The 15,476-nt window shown below is 64.3% G+C and carries 15 protein-coding genes; 11 read left to right on the forward strand and 4 right to left on the reverse strand.

What is annotated here, in order from left to right:
- The first annotated feature begins 242 nt into the window (after positions 1-242).
- Entirely contained in the window at positions 243-509 is a 267-nt protein-coding gene (locus tag ACZ5BO_RS18470) for a hypothetical protein (RefSeq protein WP_025127416.1), read from the forward strand.
- Positions 510-711: 202 nt separating this feature from the next.
- On the opposite strand, the gene ACZ5BO_RS18475 is transcribed toward ACZ5BO_RS18470, so the two are convergent.
- The 4 genes from ACZ5BO_RS18475 to paaY all read right to left on the reverse strand — a co-directional run bounded on the left by ACZ5BO_RS18475 (position 712) and on the right by paaY (position 6,114).
- Complete coding sequence (locus tag ACZ5BO_RS18475) at positions 712-2,859, reverse strand: phosphocholine-specific phospholipase C (RefSeq protein ID WP_464696027.1); 2,148 nt, start codon at positions 2,857-2,859, stop codon at positions 712-714.
- A 364-nt stretch (positions 2,860-3,223) separates the two neighbouring features.
- Complete coding sequence (locus ACZ5BO_RS18480) at positions 3,224-4,264, reverse strand: poly(ethylene terephthalate) hydrolase family protein (RefSeq protein WP_371261284.1); 1,041 nt, start codon at positions 4,262-4,264, stop codon at positions 3,224-3,226.
- A 268-nt stretch (positions 4,265-4,532) separates the two neighbouring features.
- Positions 4,533-5,456 (reverse strand): phenylacetic acid degradation operon negative regulatory protein PaaX, encoded by a 924-nt coding sequence (gene paaX, locus ACZ5BO_RS18485; RefSeq protein ID WP_464696028.1) that lies wholly within the window; start codon positions 5,454-5,456, stop codon positions 4,533-4,535.
- 64 nt (positions 5,457-5,520) lie between these two features.
- Positions 5,521-6,114: a phenylacetic acid degradation protein PaaY gene (gene paaY, locus ACZ5BO_RS18490; RefSeq protein WP_025127420.1), complete on the reverse strand. Its 594-nt coding sequence runs from the start codon at positions 6,112-6,114 to the stop codon at positions 5,521-5,523.
- Between the two features lie 360 nt (positions 6,115-6,474).
- On the opposite strand from paaY, the gene paaF reads away from it, so the two are divergent.
- The 10 genes from paaF to paaD all read left to right on the forward strand — a co-directional run bounded on the left by paaF (position 6,475) and on the right by paaD (position 15,461).
- Entirely contained in the window at positions 6,475-7,248 is a 774-nt protein-coding gene (paaF, locus tag ACZ5BO_RS18495; protein WP_025127421.1) for a 2,3-dehydroadipyl-CoA hydratase PaaF, read from the forward strand.
- A 53-nt stretch (positions 7,249-7,301) separates the two neighbouring features.
- Complete coding sequence (gene paaG / locus ACZ5BO_RS18500) at positions 7,302-8,093, forward strand: 2-(1,2-epoxy-1,2-dihydrophenyl)acetyl-CoA isomerase PaaG (RefSeq protein WP_025127422.1); 792 nt, start codon at positions 7,302-7,304, stop codon at positions 8,091-8,093.
- A gap of 2 nt (positions 8,094-8,095) precedes the next feature.
- Positions 8,096-9,613: a 3-hydroxyacyl-CoA dehydrogenase PaaH gene (gene paaH, locus ACZ5BO_RS18505; RefSeq protein WP_464696029.1), complete on the forward strand. Its 1,518-nt coding sequence runs from the start codon at positions 8,096-8,098 to the stop codon at positions 9,611-9,613.
- A complete protein-coding gene (gene paaI / locus ACZ5BO_RS18510; protein ID WP_025127424.1) occupies positions 9,606-10,055 on the forward strand; it encodes a hydroxyphenylacetyl-CoA thioesterase PaaI in 450 nt (149 codons plus the stop codon). The genes paaH and paaI overlap by 8 nt, the downstream gene beginning before the upstream one ends.
- Complete coding sequence (gene pcaF, locus ACZ5BO_RS18515) at positions 10,048-11,253, forward strand: 3-oxoadipyl-CoA thiolase (RefSeq protein ID WP_464696030.1); 1,206 nt, start codon at positions 10,048-10,050, stop codon at positions 11,251-11,253. Before paaI ends, pcaF begins: the two co-directional genes overlap by 8 nt.
- Positions 11,254-11,358: 105 nt before the next feature.
- Positions 11,359-12,678, forward strand: a complete 1,320-nt coding sequence (gene paaK, locus ACZ5BO_RS18520; RefSeq protein ID WP_464696031.1) for a phenylacetate--CoA ligase PaaK — start codon at positions 11,359-11,361, stop codon at positions 12,676-12,678.
- Positions 12,679-12,857: 179 nt separating this feature from the next.
- On the forward strand, positions 12,858-13,847 hold the full coding sequence (gene paaA, locus ACZ5BO_RS18525) for a 1,2-phenylacetyl-CoA epoxidase subunit PaaA (RefSeq protein WP_464696032.1): 990 nt from the start codon (positions 12,858-12,860) through the stop codon (positions 13,845-13,847).
- Between the two features lie 42 nt (positions 13,848-13,889).
- A complete protein-coding gene (gene paaB / locus ACZ5BO_RS18530; RefSeq protein ID WP_025127428.1) occupies positions 13,890-14,171 on the forward strand; it encodes a 1,2-phenylacetyl-CoA epoxidase subunit PaaB in 282 nt (93 codons plus the stop codon).
- Between the two features lie 8 nt (positions 14,172-14,179).
- Positions 14,180-14,941 carry a 1,2-phenylacetyl-CoA epoxidase subunit PaaC gene (gene paaC / locus ACZ5BO_RS18535; protein WP_464696033.1) on the forward strand — a complete coding sequence of 254 codons (762 nt, stop codon included), beginning with the start codon at positions 14,180-14,182 and terminating at the stop codon, positions 14,939-14,941.
- Complete coding sequence (paaD, locus tag ACZ5BO_RS18540; RefSeq protein WP_464696034.1) at positions 14,928-15,461, forward strand: 1,2-phenylacetyl-CoA epoxidase subunit PaaD; 534 nt, start codon at positions 14,928-14,930, stop codon at positions 15,459-15,461. The genes paaC and paaD overlap by 14 nt, the downstream gene beginning before the upstream one ends.
- The last annotated feature ends 15 nt before the right edge of the window (positions 15,462-15,476 follow it).

Here is a 15,476-nt window from a genome sequence, read left to right on the forward strand (position 1 = left end):
GCTGCTTACCAAAGGAACTAAGGTCAGGCTGCAGTGGCCAACCGAGCGACTGATTGTCGCAGCTGTTTTTTCAAATCCCCGTAACTAAGGGCTCTGCCACAAGGCTCAGGCCTGGAAGTTGTAAAAAGTTGTTTTTCCATGTGACCCGCTCCCCACCTCAGTGCATCAGTACAAGTATCCAGCCGAACGGTCAGCCCAACCGACGGCACATCATCTGATTGGGCACATAGAGAGAAGACCCCATGAACGCCCCGCTCCGTATCAACGAAGCACTTTTGATCGCCGACCGCGCATTCCAGCCTTTCCAATGCGTGGCCTGGGCCCCACAGGACGGTAACGGCGAGCTGAGCCTGACCGTCATCGACCGTACCAGCACCCGTATCGGTCACACCCAGATTCCCAGCAGCGCCTACTCCGATCCGGCGCAACTGGAAGACCTGCTCAAGCAGGCCCGGGCCGAAATCAGCCAGGACGGTTACACCCTGCTGTCCTGGGCGATGCCCAAGTAAGGGATGCTATTAACGGATCACCCCGACGGGTGATCCGTTATTCACTGAGCAACAACTAAGCACGCTATCTATTTATTCGTACTCAATAACTTCTGCCTTGAGGCATTAGTTGTCCTGCCTGTTATAAAAACCTCCTGTTAGTACTGTTGCGCCCTGTCGACGGCAAGGGTTTGCCCTTGCCGCAAGCACTCGCTCCGCCAGCTCAGGCCTTGCCCATCAGTGGATCACTGATGCTGTGGGCGCCGGTTTCCAGGCGCCCGGCAACCCTGCGCAACCAGCCGCCGTCGCTGTGCAACGTCAAGTCGTACCAGCCACCTGCAGAGTCACAGGCAAAGACCTGACGTACTTCCCCGCCGGCCGGTACTGCCAGGGTCCAGGGCCCCTGTTGGCTATAGGGACAGCGATCGATGCTGATCGACAGCTCACGACTGCCCGGATTGCTCAAGGTCAGTTGCAATTGATGGTTGCTCGACGTCACCAGCAGTTCGGGCTGATGCCCTTGCAACTGCCCATGAAAGCTGCGGTGAAAGCCGTTGGGCCCCAGCACCCAGAGTTGATAGCGCTCCAGCACCGACCAGCTGTCCTGGAGCGCCTTGCCGGCCTCCACGGTGTAGCGCCGCGGAATATCGTTCAGGTGCAAAGCGTCATAGACGTGGAACACCGCTCCCTGCTCACCGGTGTTCTGCAGGTTCAGGGTCAAGGTGCGCGCCTTGGGGTCGAGCCGGCTGTCGACATGCAGCCGATACGGCAATGCCCGTGACGGTCGCGACAGGCGTTTCTGCTCCGGTGGCAACTGCTGGCTGGCCGCAGGTACTGGCACCGGCAGGAGCTTTTCCTGGCGCTGGCGCAAACTGTCGGCGGCCTGCCGGGTGGTAGTCTGCAGTGCCGGCAGGATCTCGTGGTTGGGGTCGACAAAGTTGAACGCCGACGTCAGGTCGCCGCATACCGCCCGCCGCCAGGGGCTGATGTTGGTTTCCCTGACCCCAAAGCGTTTTTCCAGAAATTGCAGCACCGAGGTGTGGTCGAACACCTGCGAATTGACCCAGCCACCCCGGCTCCAGGGCGACAGCACCAGCATCGGCACCCGCGGCCCCGGCCCGTACACACCGCCATCGGGCCGCGGTTGCTGGGTCGAACCGGCAGGCGCCGGATGCTTGAACAGCTCGCTGTCGAAACCCAGGGTGGACTTGCCGGCGAAGCTGCCGTCCGGGCGCTGGGAAGGTGCCGAGGGCGACGGCGCGTGGTCGAAGAAGCCGTCGTTTTCATCGTAGGTCAGGAGCAATACGGTCTTGCTCCAGACCTCGGGGTTGGAGGTCAACGCCTGGAGAATCTCCTGGGCGAACCAGCCGCCCTGCACCGGGCTCGATGGCCCGGGGTGCTCGGAATAGGCGGCCGGCGCAACAATCCAGCTGACCTGGGGCAACTTGCCCGCCTGCACGTCATTGCGAAACCCGCCAATGATCGCCTCCAGGTTGCTGCCGCTGCTGGCCGGCAGGGTATTGCCATTGCCCTTGTACAGCGGCGCCACGGCATTCAAGGCATCGCTGTAGGGCACAAAGGCGTTGAAGTCCTTCGGCGGCTGCGCCGGGTTGCCCACCTGCACGCTGGCAGCGCGGTATTGGCGAAAGCCGGCCAGGGGGTTGTCGCCGAAGTTGTCCGGCAGGTGCTGATAGACCTTCCAGCTGACGCCCTGCTCCTCCAGGCGCTCCGGGTAGGTTTTCCAGGTGTAGCCGACGTTCACCGCGCCTGGGCCGTCCCATTCGTTGACGACCGCGGCCACCTGCCCTGCGCTCGGGCCATTGCTGCCAGTCCAGAGAAACAGCCGGTTGGGGTTGGTGCCGGCATGCACCGAACAGTGATAGGCGTCACACAGGGTGAAGGTGTTGGCCAGGGCGAACTGGAACGGCAGTTCCTGCTCGCGGTAGTAGCCCATGGACGTCGTGGTCTTGTGGGTTGGCCAGGCGCTCATGCGCCCATCGCTCCAGGCCGAGTGCGCATCGGCCCAGGAATGGGGCGTACCGCTGACCCGCTGGGCATTGCCGCGACTGCTGTCCAGGTGATACGGCATCACCAGGCGGCCCTTGCCCTGCTGCTCCCAGATGTCGCGCTGGCCGGGCAACGGAATGGTGAAACGGTCACTGAAACCGCGCACACCGGGGAACGTGCCGAAGTAATGATCGAAAGAGCGGTTTTCCTGCATCAGGATCACCACATGTTCAACGTCCTTGATGGTTCCGCTGCGGTTGTTGGCGGGTATTGCCAGGGCCTGGCGGATGGACACCGGCAAGGATGAAAAGAACGAACCGATGGCGGCCGCTTGCAACAGCTTCCTGCGTGTAAGACTGGGCATGGGTTATTGGGTCCTTGTGATTGCAGCGCGATATATAACGCTGTACGCAAGGTATTCACTTCAAATAACAATGCAGTGACATTGCTATTGCAGTTACTTAATAACCTGCTCAACAGCTTACTGCAGCGCCTCGCCAATAACCCAAAACTTCCAGCGGCAAGGAGAATATTTCATGAACAAAACACCCGAGCTTTTTCCTGCTGCAAATACACAGCGCCAGCGGCACTTTGATCAATAGCGCCAGCCCGCCAAAGCCGGTCGATGGTTATTCCTCGCGCCGGCACGCAAGCAGGGGCAGTTAGTGCACTTTCCTGCCCCTGCCATATATGCACGCCTGGCCACTCAACAATGGCCAGGCATCGATTTATTGAAGATCGTCAGCCACTTCATTGCGCTGGACCCGAAGTGGATTGAGTAACAGCCGGATAAACTGCGGATCCTTTGCGAGCTTGTAATCCTTGCCGACAAAGTACTCCTTGGCCGCCGGATCATGCTTGCCGAGATACAAGATCCAGGCCGTGGTAATCCCCGCGAACTCGTTTTCCCTGACACTTCTGACCGGGCTGAAATGGGTGGCGTTATGAGCCGTGGCGCTCCACCCCGGCACCGTCCTGATCAGCCCGCCCTGCCACAGCCGTGGCCAGGCCCAGGCTGGCACTACCACGTCCGCCGCCCCGGTAAGCACCAGGGTCGGGGTTCGCACCGTGGAGCCCAGGCCAATAGGCCCGGGCTCGATCGGCAGCGAGCCAATGTAGTTCAACTGGGGATCAATGGCCTTCAAGGTCTCCGGGGGCAGGCTCGAGGACAGGATCGAAGCCCCGCCTCCTGCCGAGTGCCCGGCGACTATGGTGCGCGACAGATCGACCTTGCCAAACAGCGGCGAGGTCGGGTCCTGATTGAGGGTGCTCAACTCCAGCGCCCCCAGTACATGCATGGTCGGCGCGGTATTGATGAAGTCCGAGGAGATGATCACGACAAACCCGTAACTCGCCCACAACCGCAGCAAATCGGTGTATTGCCCCTGGTTCGAAAGAATCCCGCCAACGAAGTTGACCACCGGCAACTTGTCCAGCTCCTTTATATTCGCCGGATAATAGACGCTGGTTGAAATCGGGTTGGAAAACCCATAGGGAAAGGATTGATTACATTGCAGGCTGTTATCCAGCAACATGATCCTGGCCAACACCCCGAGCAAACCCCGGCAGTCACTCAGCACCGCATTGGTCGATACTTTATAGGGCCCTGGCGCCTTGGCATATTGATCATTGGCCAACCCCAGTGCCGGAACTAATTGTGAAGCAAGTGCCAGATTTGCCCCTGTACACAACAGCCCGGCCAGGCACATCCCTGCAGCCAGTTTGCGCATTCTTTTCATTGATATTTCCCTTATCTGTCTGCTGTCCATGCAAGACCGAATGCTGGTGTCTGGCCGTGCTCTCCTTACTGCAAGACGCTGGGACTCCAGCGTGGATTCATCCCCCTGCAACACCGCTGAAACATTAGCTCGGCTAGTTGCAAGAAAGACTTGCGCGACCCTAGAACAGGACAAATTCAACGGTCAATGACTATTTCGGATACAGGCGGTTTCGGGTGTTTTTTCAGCCGCGACACAAAGCCACCCGCGTGGCCTGCGCCTGAACGGCATCGAGCACAGGCATTCGCCAGGCCCTGCTCTAGTTCAATCCACCAAAACGCCGGTAGTAGCTCTCGCCCACGTCCGGCAACGGGCCATCGGCATTTTCCAGGGCGGTGCCCAGCCACTCTTCGGCCCTGGCCTGGATCAGGCGGTAGATATTGCGGCACAACTGGCGCGCCGCCCGCCCTTCCCAATCCCCGGGCAGCAGTTCGTCTGGCAACTGCGGATCGCGCAGGAGCAGCTTGCGGTATTCATGGATCAGCAGCAGGCGTGCCAGAAAGCAGTCCGCCGGCTGTAGGTGCTCCTGCTCACGCAAGGCCTGCCAGAGCGGACGGAACAGCTGGATGAACTCACTGTAGTGAGCCGCCAGCTCATCGATGTTCCAGCTCTCGCGCACTTGCAGGCGCAGGGCCCTGGAGCCCAGCACGTCCTGGGGGGTGGTCTCGAAGACAATGGTGTCCTCCAGGACCCCGAGTTCACTCAGGGTGGCGTTGATCTCGGCGCGGTCGCTGCGCGGGCACGCCAGCAGTACCGGCGACATCGCGCCAAACCCCTGCCATTCCAGCTCTTCACGCACCTGCTTGCGCAGTTCCGGACTCAGCTGCGAAAGCATCACCAGGCACCAGGCGCCGTCCCAGGCCGGCACACCGGCGCTGTACACCCGCTTGAAGGCTTTGTCGAAACGTCGGCGACCGGTCAGGGTCAGGCTGTAGTAGCTGCGCCGACCGACCTTTTCCGCGCTGAGCCAGCCCTCCTTGCTCAGGCGGAAGATCGAGGTACGGATCAGCCGTTCATTGATTCCCATCGGCTCCAGCAGCTGAATCAGGCTGCCCAGCCAGACTGTGCCGCCGTGGGGCTCGATGGCATCGCCGTACAAGGTGATGATCAGCGAACTGGCGCGGATCGGGGTCTGCTCCTGGAAGCGTTTGATCAGATGGTTCAGTGGCGCTAGGGACGACATGGACGTACCGGGAAAAAAGGAAGGAATATAGCCGGTTTCGGGCGGTTGCTGCGGCTTGGCGGACTCATTGCCGTGTCCGGTGATGCAGGCTGTGCCCGGCAATTCGCGGCCGGTCGGCCTCCACCTGCGACAAGGGCTCGCAGGCTTGCATCTGCTCCAGGCAGCGCCGGGTCAGATGCTGGTACTCGCGGGTACCGGCCTGCTTCCAGGCCACTTCCTCGTCGCTCAGCGCACGGCTGACCCGGGCCGGCGTGCCCATGACCAGCGATTGCGGCGCACAGTGGAAGCCGGCCTTGACAAAGGCAGCCGCGGAAACGAAGGAGCGGGCGGCAATATGCGCGTTATCCATCACCACTGCGTTCATGCCCACCAGGGCGTCGGCGCCGATCCGGCAGCCATGCAGTACCGCGCCATGCCCGATATGGCCGTTGCGCTCGACCACCGTGTCGCTGTCGGGAAAGCCATGCATCACGCAGGTGTCCTGCAGGTTCGCCCCCTCCTCGAGGATGATCCGCCCGAAATCCCCCCGCAGGCTCGCCAGGGGGCCGACATAACAATGGGCGCCGACTATCACATCGCCAATCAGTACCGCCGAAGGATGTACGTAGGCGCTAGGATCGACCACCGGGGTCAGGCCGTCGAGGCTGTAGCAGGTCATAAGGGTTTCCTTGAAGGCAAGGCATGGGAACTGGGCAATCTGCTCGCCAATGCCGAACATTTTGTATCAGAATTTTCTGCAAGTACAAGCCGGGCGATAAATCCCGGGCGGCCCGTCTGCAACACCCGAGCAGCCCGCAAGCTGGCTGTGCCACGAGCTTTTGGCCGCTGAACCTGTTGGTTGGCCTCGGGGCATGCCCAGCACCAGCCTTGTAGCACCGACGATCGATTAGGACACATTAAATATCATTAGCTATTGTTTTTGTGTATCGCATTGGCGATATACTCGGCGAAAACCGGCTCACCAGCCGATCCAATAATCGAGCCGGCTAACGGCCGCGCCACCCCGAGGACATCCACCATGCCTCAATACCTTGCTGTCGAACCCCTGACCGGGGGTGTCCGCCTGATCACCCTGCAGCGCCCGCAAGCCCACAATGCCCTGACCACGGCCCTGCTCGCCGAACTGGCTGCTGCCCTGGGCGAGGCGCAACAGGATCCCCATACCCGGGCCGTGGTTCTGACCGGCCATCGCCAGGCCTTCGCCGCCGGCGCCGACCTCAAGGAGATGGCCGAGCTTGACCTGGTGGGCATCCTCAACGATCCGCGCCAGGCCAGCTGGCAGCAGATCCGCGGGTTCAGCAAGCCGTTGCTGGCCGCGGTCAATGGCTACGCCCTCGGCGGCGGCTGCGAACTGGCGATGCACGCTGACATCATCATCGCCGGCAGCGATGCACGCTTCGGCCAGCCGGAAATCAACCTCGGGATCATCCCCGGCGCCGGAGGCACCCAGCGTTTGCCGCGCACCCTGGGCAAGTCCCTGGCGATGCAGATGGTGCTCACCGGCGTCGCCATCGATGCCCAGCACGCCTTGCGGGCGGGTCTGGTGAGCGAGGTGGTCGAGGCCGATCAAGTGGTCGAGCGCGCCGTCGAACTGGCCCGGCTGATCGCCAGCAAGGCCCCGCTGGCCGTCCGCCTGGCCAAGGAGGCGCTGCTCAAGGCCATGGACACCGACCTGGCCAGCGGCCTGGCCTTCGAACGCCACGCCTTCACCGTCCTGGCCGGCACCCGGGACCGCCAGGAAGGCATTGCCGCTTTTTCGGAAAAACGTCCGGCCGAGTTCACCGGTCGCTGAGACGGCGCCCAGCGCCGCCGATTACCCACGAGCCAGCACAGAGCGTCCCGACCATGAAATTTGCAACCATCGTGTTTTCCATCAGTGAGGGCGTTGCCCTCCTCAGCCTCAATCGCCCCGAACAGCTCAACAGCTTCAACCCGCAGATGCATGGCGAGGTCCAGGCGGCCCTCGCGCAGGTGCGCGACAACCCCGAGGTTCGTGTCCTGCTGCTGACCGGTGAAGGCCGCGCCTTCTGCGCCGGCCAGGACCTGGGGGATCGCCAGGTCGCGTCCGGCGAGAGCGCACCGGACCTCGGGGAGTCCATCGAACAGTTCTACAACCCGTTGGTGCGTGCGCTGCGCGATCTGCCGTTGCCGGTGATCTGCGCGGTCAACGGCGTGGCCGCCGGGGCCGGCGCCAACCTGCCCCTGGTCTGCGACCTGGTGCTGGCGGCCCGTTCGGCAAGCTTTATCCAGGCCTTCTGCAAGCTCGGGCTGATCCCCGATTCGGGCGGTACCTGGCTGCTGCCACGGCTGGTGGGCATGGCGCGGGCCAAAGCCCTGGCCCTGCTGGGCAACCGCCTGAGCGCCGAGCAGGCCGAGCAGTGGGGGCTGATCTACCAATGCGTGGACGACGACCAATTGCGCGACCAGGCCCTGACCCTGGCCCGTCACCTGGCCAGCCAACCGACCTACGGCCTGGCCCTGATCAAGCGCAGCCTGAACGCCAGCCTGCACAACAGCTTTGACCAGCAACTGGATCTGGAGCGCGACCTGCAACGCCTGGCCGGACGCAGCGAGGACTACCGCGAAGGCGTCAGCGCCTTCATGGCAAAGCGCAGCCCCGTGTTCAAGGGGCGCTGAACATGGCCGCACTGAACACCAGCGCACGCATTGCCGTGGTCGGCGCCGGGGCCATGGGTGCCGGGATCGCCCAGGTCGCGGCCCAGGCCGGGCACCCGGTATGGCTGCACGACAACCGCCCCGGGGCCGCCGCCCGGGCCCGGGACGACATCGACCGCCGCCTGGGCCTGCGGGTGAACCACGGCAAGCTCGATGAGGGCTCACGCCAAGCCACTCTGTCCCGGCTGCATCCGGTCGACCGCCTCGAGGACCTGGCGGACAGCGACCTGGTCATCGAGGCCATCGCTGAACAGCTGCCAGCCAAGCAGGGACTGTTCGCCGAACTGGAAGCCCTGTGCCGGGCCGACTGCATCTTCGCCAGCAACACCTCGTCGCTGTCGATCACCGCCATCGCCGCCGGACTGCAGCAGCCACGGCGGATGCTCGGCCTGCACTTCTTCAATCCGGCGCCGGTAATGGCCCTGGTGGAGGTGGTGCTGGGCCTGGCCAGCGATCCCGCGCTGGCCCACTGCCTGCACCAGACAATGGTCGCCTGGGGCAAGCAACCGGTGCAGGCCCGTTCCACCCCGGGGTTCATCGTCAACCGTGTGGCCCGCCCGTTCTATGGGGAAAGCCTGCGCCTGCTGCAGGAAGGCGCGGCGGATTGCGCCACCCTGGATGCCTTGCTGCGTGACGCTGGCGGCTTTGCCATGGGGGCCTTCGAACTCACCGACCTGATCGGCCATGACATCAACTACGCCGTGACCTGCTCGGTGTTCGACGCCTGTTACGGCGACCGGCGCTTCCAGCCGTCCCTGGTGCAGAAGGAACTGCTGGACGCCGGCCATCTGGGCCGCAAGAGCGGCCAGGGTTTCTACGCCTATGCCGATGGCGCGCAACGCCCCGCCGCCCGTGCCTTGCACAGCCAGGTCGAGGTCGGGCATTGCGTGGTGGAAGGCAACCTGGCCTGGGCCGAGCCCCTGGTGCAGCGCCTGGAGTCCCAGGGCGTGCGGGTGATCCGGCGCGACGGGCGCGGCTTGCTGCGGGTTGGGGATGCGGTCCTGGCGCCCAGTGACGGGCGCCTGGCGAGCCAGCGCGCCCGCGCCGATGACCTGGGCAACCTGGTGCTGCTGGACCTGGCAGCCGACTACCGGCAGGCCACGCGCCTGGCCATCAGTTGCAGCCACGACATCCAGCCCCAGGCCCTGGACCAGGCGGTCGCCCTGCTGCAACGGGCCGGACTGCAGCCCAGCCGGCTCAGCGACACCCCGGCCCTGGTGGTCCTGCGCACCGTGGCCATGCTTGCCAACGAGGCCGCCGATGCCGTGCTGCAGGGCGTCGCATCGGCGGCGGACATCGATCTGGCCATGCGCTGCGGGGTCAACTACCCCCAGGGACCACTGGCCTGGGCCGAGCAACTGGGCCTTGGGCAATTGCTCAAGGTGCTGGAAAACCTGCAGGCCGCCTATGGCGAGGAACGCTACCGACCGTCCCTGCTGCTCCGCCGCCGGGTCGCCGAAGGGAGAGGATGGCATGACTGAACAAGAACAGATGGAGCAAGCCCGGCGCTGCGCGCAAAGCCTGTTCCAGCGGGATCGGGCCAGCAACGAATTGGGCATGCGCCTGCTCTCGGTGGCCCCCGGCATGGCGCGCCTGGGCATGAGCGTCAGGCCCGAGATGCTCCAGGGCCACGGCACCTGCCACGGTGGTTTCATCTTCAGCCTCGCCGATTCGGCATTCGCCGTGGCCTGCAACAGCTACGACCAGGCTTGCGTGGCCATGGGCTGCAACATCGAATACATCGCCCCGGCGCACCTGGGCGACACCCTGACCGCCGACTGCCATGAACAAAGCCGGCGGGGCCGCACCGGCCACTATTCGGTGCGCATCGAAAACCAGCAGGGACAGCTGATTGCCCTGTTCCAAGGCAAATCCTACAAAGTGCGCGGCCAGGTGCTGACACCGGAGACTCCCCATGAATGATGCATTGATCATCGACGCCGTCCGTACTCCCATCGGCCGCTATGCCGGGGCCCTGAGCTCCATCCGTACCGACGACCTGGGGGCGATTCCCCTGCGCGAACTGATGCGTCGCCATCCACAGATCGACTGGAACCAGGTCGACGACGTGATCTACGGCTGTGCCAACCAGGCCGGTGAAGACAACCGCAACGTCGCGCGCATGTCGGCGCTGCTCGCCGGGCTGCCGGCCAGCGTGCCCGCCAGTACCCTCAATCGCCTGTGCGGCTCCGGGCTCGATGCCATTGGCAGCGGCGCCCGAACCATACGCTGTGGCGAGGCCGGCTTGCTGCTGGTGGGCGGCGTGGAATCCATGTCCCGGGCACCGCTGGTGATGGCCAAGGCCGAGAGCGCCTTTTCCCGCCAGGCCGAGCTGTACGACACCACCCTGGGCTGGCGCTTCATCAACCCCTTGATGCAGCAGCAGTACGGCGTCGACTCAATGGCGCAGACCGCAGAGAACGTCGCCGAACAGTTCAACATCGGCCGCGCCGACCAGGACGCCTTCGCCCTGCGCAGCCAGCAACGGGCGGCCGCGGCCCAGGCCAGCGGGCGCCTGGCCCAGGAGATAGTCCCGGTCAGCATCCCGCAGCGCAAGGGCCCGCCCCTGGTCGTGAGCAGCGACGAACACCCCCGCGCGAGCACCAGCCTGGAGCAGTTGCAGAAGCTGCCCACGCCCTTTCGCAGCAACGGCAGCGTCACCGCCGGCAACGCCTCGGGGCTCAACGATGGGGCCTGCGCCCTGCTCCTGGCCAGCCCGTCCCTGGCCCGGCGCCACGACCTGCGAGCCCGGGGCCGGGTGGTGGCCATGGCCACGGCCGGGGTCGAGCCACGAATCATGGGCATCGGCCCGCTGCCAGCCACGCGCAAAGTGTTGGAACTGGCCGGCCTGAGCCTGGATGACATGGACGTCATCGAACTCAACGAAGCCTTTGCCGCCCAGGGCCTGGCAGTGCTGCGCGAACTGGGCCTGGCGGACGACGACCCCCGGGTCAATCCCAATGGCGGCGCAATTGCCCTTGGCCATCCACTGGGCATGAGTGGTGCACGGCTGGTGACCACCGCCCTGCACGAGCTTGAACAGCGCCAGGGCCGCTACGCGCTGTGCACCATGTGCATCGGCGTCGGCCAGGGCATTGCCCTGATCATCGAGAGGTTGTAAGCCAGCCCAGTGAATTTGCCCGAGGCGTCCCCAGGACGTCCCACAGCCTGCACTCAGAACCCACCCGCCGGTGGGTTGCAAGACAACAACAATTCGAGTGAAGCCATGAACATGCCGATTGCCAGAACCGTGCCCGAAACACTGCTGGACCCGATGGAAACCGCCAGCATCGATCACCTGCGCCAGCATCAACTGGAGCGCCTGCGCTGGAGCCTGAACCACGCCTACGACAAGGTCCCGCTGTATCGCCAGCGCTTCGACGCCCAGGGCGTCCACCCCCAGGACATCAAGCGCCTGGAGGACCTGGCCCAGCTGCCCTTCACCACCAAGTCCGACCTGCGTGACCACTACCCCTACGGCATGTTCGCGGTGCCGATGCAGGAGGTGGCGCGCCTGCACGCCTCCAGCGGCACCACCGGCAAGCCCACGGTGGTCGGCTATACCCGCAACGACATCGACACCTGGGCCCAGGTGGTGGCCCGGTCGATTCGCGCGGCCGGGGGCCGGCCCGGGGACAAGGTGCACATTTCCTACGGCTACGGCCTGTTCACCGGCGGCCTGGGCGCGCACTACGGTGCCGAGCGCCTGGGCTGCACGGTGATCCCCATGTCCGGTGGCCAGACCGAGAAGCAGGTGCAGCTGATCAAGGATTTTCAGCCGGACATCATCATGGTCACGCCGTCCTACATGCTCAACATCGCCGACGAGATCGAGCGCCAGGGCCTCGACCCTCACCAGCTGGCCCTGCGCCTGGGGATCTTCGGCGCCGAACCCTGGACCGACGAGTTGCGCAGCGCCATCGAGCAGCGCCTGGGCATCAGCGCCCTGGACATCTACGGCCTGTCGGAGATCATCGGCCCCGGGGTGGCCATGGAGTGCGCAGAAACCCGCGACGGCCCAACCCTCTGGGAAGATCACTTCTACCCCGAGATCATCGACCCGCAGAGTGGCCGGGTGCTGCCGGATGGGGAAATGGGCGAGCTGGTGCTCACCTCCCTGACCAAGGAAGCCCTGCCGATGATCCGCTACCGCACCCGCGACCTGACCCGCCTGCTTCCGGGTACGGCACGGCCCATGCGCCGCATCGACAAGATCACCGGACGCAGCGACGACATGCTGATCATCCGCGGGGTCAATGTGTTCCCCACCCAGGTCGAGGAACAGGTCCTGAAGATTGCGCAACTGGCGCCCTGCTACGAAATCCACCTGTATCGCCACGGCAACCTCGACAGCGTCGACATCCACGTCGAGCTCAAGAGCGAGCACCAGCAGTTGAGCGACGAACAGCAGCGCACCCTCTGCGGCGATCTGAGTCGCCACATAAAGACCCATATCGGCATCAGCTCACGTATCGTTTTGCAACCGCTCTTCAGTATCAAGCGCTCGGAAGGCAAGGCGTGCCGGGTTATCGATAACCGTCGCTAGCTTTCAGACGTAGCGTTGTGCCCCGTGCAAACGGGGCTTTTTTTTGCCTGGTGCACCGGGTTGCCGGGAATCTGATACGAAAAAACAATACGACACCATTTTTTATGTTTGATATTTATTTGTGTATCACATATAAACATCTCCATGCCCACCCACACCTTCAACCCGGGAGACACTGCATGTACGCACAGCTGGTAGAAACGGGGGTCAAGCACGTCAAGTCGCTGGAGCAGATGTCCGAGCAAGAACGCGCCTTCCAGGAAAAGATCGATCGGGAGATCAAGATCGAGGCCAAGAACTGGATGCCCGAGGCCTACCGGCAGACCCTGATCCGGCAGATCTCCCAGCACGCCCATTCGGAAATCGTCGGCATGCTGCCCGAAGGCAACTGGGTGACCCGGGCCCCGACCCTCAAGCGCAAGCTGCAACTGATGGCCAAGATCCAGGATGAAGCCGGCCACGGCCTGTACCTGTACAGCGCCATGGAAACCCTCGGCGCCGACCGCGACGAGGAAGTCGCCAAGCTGCACAGCGGCCAAGCCAAGTATTCGAGCATCTTCAACTACCCGACCCTGAACTGGGCCGACATGGGCGCCGTGGGCTGGCTGGTGGACGGCGCCGCGATCGTCAACCAGGTGGTGCTGCAGCGCACCTCCTACGGCCCCTACTCCCGGGCCATGGTGCGCATCTGCAAGGAAGAGAGCTTCCACCAGCGCCAGGGCTACGAAATCCTCCTGACCATGATGCGCGAGGGCAACCAGGCGCAGAAGGACATGGTCCAGGACGCCATCAACCGCCTCTGGTGGCCAGCCCTGATGATGTTCGGCCCCAGCGACGAACACTCGCCCAACAGCGCCCAGTCCATGGCCTGGAAGATCAAGCGCCAGAGCAACGACGAACTGCGCCAGCGCTTCATCGACCAGACCATCCCGCAGCTCGAACTGCTGGGCTGCACCTGCCCGGACCCAGACCTTGCGTGGAACGCCGAGCGCGGCCACTACGACTTCGGCGAGATCCGCTGGGAGGAATTCTACGAAGTGCTCAAGGGCAATGGCCCGTGCAACCAGGAGCGCCTCGCCACCCGGCGCCAGGCCATCGAGGACGGTGCCTGGGTGCGCGCGGCCGCGGTTGCCCACGCTCGCAAGAAAACCAATAAAAACGCCGCTTGATTCGCCCAACCTCGATCCAGCGCCTGATGTGGAGCCACCCTGATGTCTGAATGGACCCTTTTCGAAGTCTTCGTGCGCAGCAAGCACGGCCTCAACCACAAGCACGTCGGCAGCGTACATGCCGCCGACAGCACCATGGCCCTGGACAACGCCCGCGACCTCTACACCCGCCGCAGCGAAGGCGTGAGCCTGTGGGTGGTGCCGTCGGCGCTGATCGTCGCCTCCTCGCCGGACGACAAGGAACCCCTGTTCGACCCCGCCGACGACAAGGTCTACCGCCACGCCAGCTTCTACCAGCTGCCGCCTGAAGTCGGACACATGTGAGGCCTGCCATGACCGTTCAATCCGATCTGATCCCTTACCTGCTGCGCCTGGGCGACAGCGCCTTGATCCAGGGCCAGCGCCTGTGCCAATGGTGTGGCCGCGCGCCGGCCCTGGAAGAAGAGCTGGCGCTGATGAACGTCGGCCTCGACCTGGTGGGCCAGGCCCGCAACTGGCTGGACTACGCCGCTGAACTGCTGGACGACGGCCGCGATGCCGACCGCCTGGCGTTCCACCGCGACGAACGTGCCTACCGCAACCTGTTGCTGGTGGAGCAGCCCAACGGCGACTTTGCCGTGACCATGCTCAAGCAGTTCCTGTACGACGCCTGGCACCTGCAGGTGCTCAAGGGCCTGAGCCAGAGCCGGGACGAGCGCATCGCCGGGATCGCCGCCAAAGCCGTCAAGGAAGCCACCTATCACCTGCGCCGCTCCGCCGAATGGGTCGAGCGCCTGGGCGACGGCACCGAGGAAAGCCACCAGCGGATGCTCGACGCCATCCCCCTGCTCTGGCGTTTCACCGTGGAGCTGAGCAGCCCCGATGACGGCGAGAACCGCCTGCACCAGGCGCGCCTGATACCCGACCCCGCCGCCGTGGCCGCGGCCTGGCAAGCCCAGGTGGCCGAGACCTTCGCCAACGCCACCCTGCCGGTGCCCGCTGCCGCCAGTTACTTCTACCTTGACGCCCGCCGCGGCCTGCACAGCGAACACCTGGGCATCCTGCTGGCGCACATGCAGTCCCTGCCGCGAGCCTACCCCGATGCGACCTGGTGAACTGATTGCCAGCGACCAGGGCGCCCGCGCGCTACAGGCTGGCGACCTGCAGGCGGCCTGGGCGACCCTGAACCAGGTCATGGACCCGGAAGTGCCGGTGGTCAGCGTGGTCGACCTGGGCATCGTCCGCGACCTGGACTGGCGCGCAGGCCACTTGCACGTGGTGGTGACCCCGACCTACTCCGGCTGCCCGGCCACCGAGGTGATCGAAAGCGACATCCGCGCAGCCCTGGAGCTCGCCGGATTTCGCGCCCCGCACCTGCAACGCAAGCTGACCCCGGCCTGGAGCAGCGACTGGATCACCGCCGCAGGCCGCGAGCGCCTGCGGGCCTATGGCATCGCCCCGCCGGAGTCCAGCACCAGCAAGCGCAGCCTCCTCGGACAACGCCCGCAGGTGGCCTGCCCCCAGTGCGGCAGCGAGCACACCGAGCGCCTCAGCGAGTTCGGCTCCACTGCCTGCAAGGCCTTGTACCGCTGCCGCGACTGCCTGGAACCGTTCGACTATTTCAAGTGCATCTGAACGGCCAGCGGCCGT

Source organism: Pseudomonas sp. FFPRI_1 (assembly GCF_055384485.1).

Excerpts from the sequence above, each read along its gene's own strand:
- paaA (WP_464696032.1), top strand. The coding sequence starts at position 12,858 with ATGTACGCACAGCTGGTAGAAACGGGGGTCAAGCACGTCAAGTCGCTG.
- ACZ5BO_RS18475 (WP_464696027.1), bottom strand. The coding sequence starts at position 2,859 with ATGCCCAGTCTTACACGCAGGAAGCTGTTGCAAGCGGCCGCCATCGGT.
- paaH (WP_464696029.1), top strand. The coding sequence starts at position 8,096 with ATGGCCGCACTGAACACCAGCGCACGCATTGCCGTGGTCGGCGCCGGG.
- pcaF (WP_464696030.1), top strand. The coding sequence starts at position 10,048 with ATGAATGATGCATTGATCATCGACGCCGTCCGTACTCCCATCGGCCGC.
- ACZ5BO_RS18480 (WP_371261284.1), bottom strand. The coding sequence starts at position 4,264 with ATGGACAGCAGACAGATAAGGGAAATATCAATGAAAAGAATGCGCAAA.
- paaB (WP_025127428.1), top strand. The coding sequence starts at position 13,890 with ATGTCTGAATGGACCCTTTTCGAAGTCTTCGTGCGCAGCAAGCACGGC.
- paaC (WP_464696033.1), top strand. The coding sequence starts at position 14,180 with ATGACCGTTCAATCCGATCTGATCCCTTACCTGCTGCGCCTGGGCGAC.
- paaY (WP_025127420.1), bottom strand. The coding sequence starts at position 6,114 with ATGACCTGCTACAGCCTCGACGGCCTGACCCCGGTGGTCGATCCTAGC.
- ACZ5BO_RS18470 (WP_025127416.1), top strand. The coding sequence starts at position 243 with ATGAACGCCCCGCTCCGTATCAACGAAGCACTTTTGATCGCCGACCGC.
- paaI (WP_025127424.1), top strand. The coding sequence starts at position 9,606 with ATGACTGAACAAGAACAGATGGAGCAAGCCCGGCGCTGCGCGCAAAGC.
- paaG (WP_025127422.1), top strand. The coding sequence starts at position 7,302 with ATGAAATTTGCAACCATCGTGTTTTCCATCAGTGAGGGCGTTGCCCTC.
- paaF (WP_025127421.1), top strand. The coding sequence starts at position 6,475 with ATGCCTCAATACCTTGCTGTCGAACCCCTGACCGGGGGTGTCCGCCTG.
- paaX (WP_464696028.1), bottom strand. The coding sequence starts at position 5,456 with ATGTCGTCCCTAGCGCCACTGAACCATCTGATCAAACGCTTCCAGGAG.
- paaD (WP_464696034.1), top strand. The coding sequence starts at position 14,928 with ATGCGACCTGGTGAACTGATTGCCAGCGACCAGGGCGCCCGCGCGCTA.
- paaK (WP_464696031.1), top strand. The coding sequence starts at position 11,359 with ATGAACATGCCGATTGCCAGAACCGTGCCCGAAACACTGCTGGACCCG.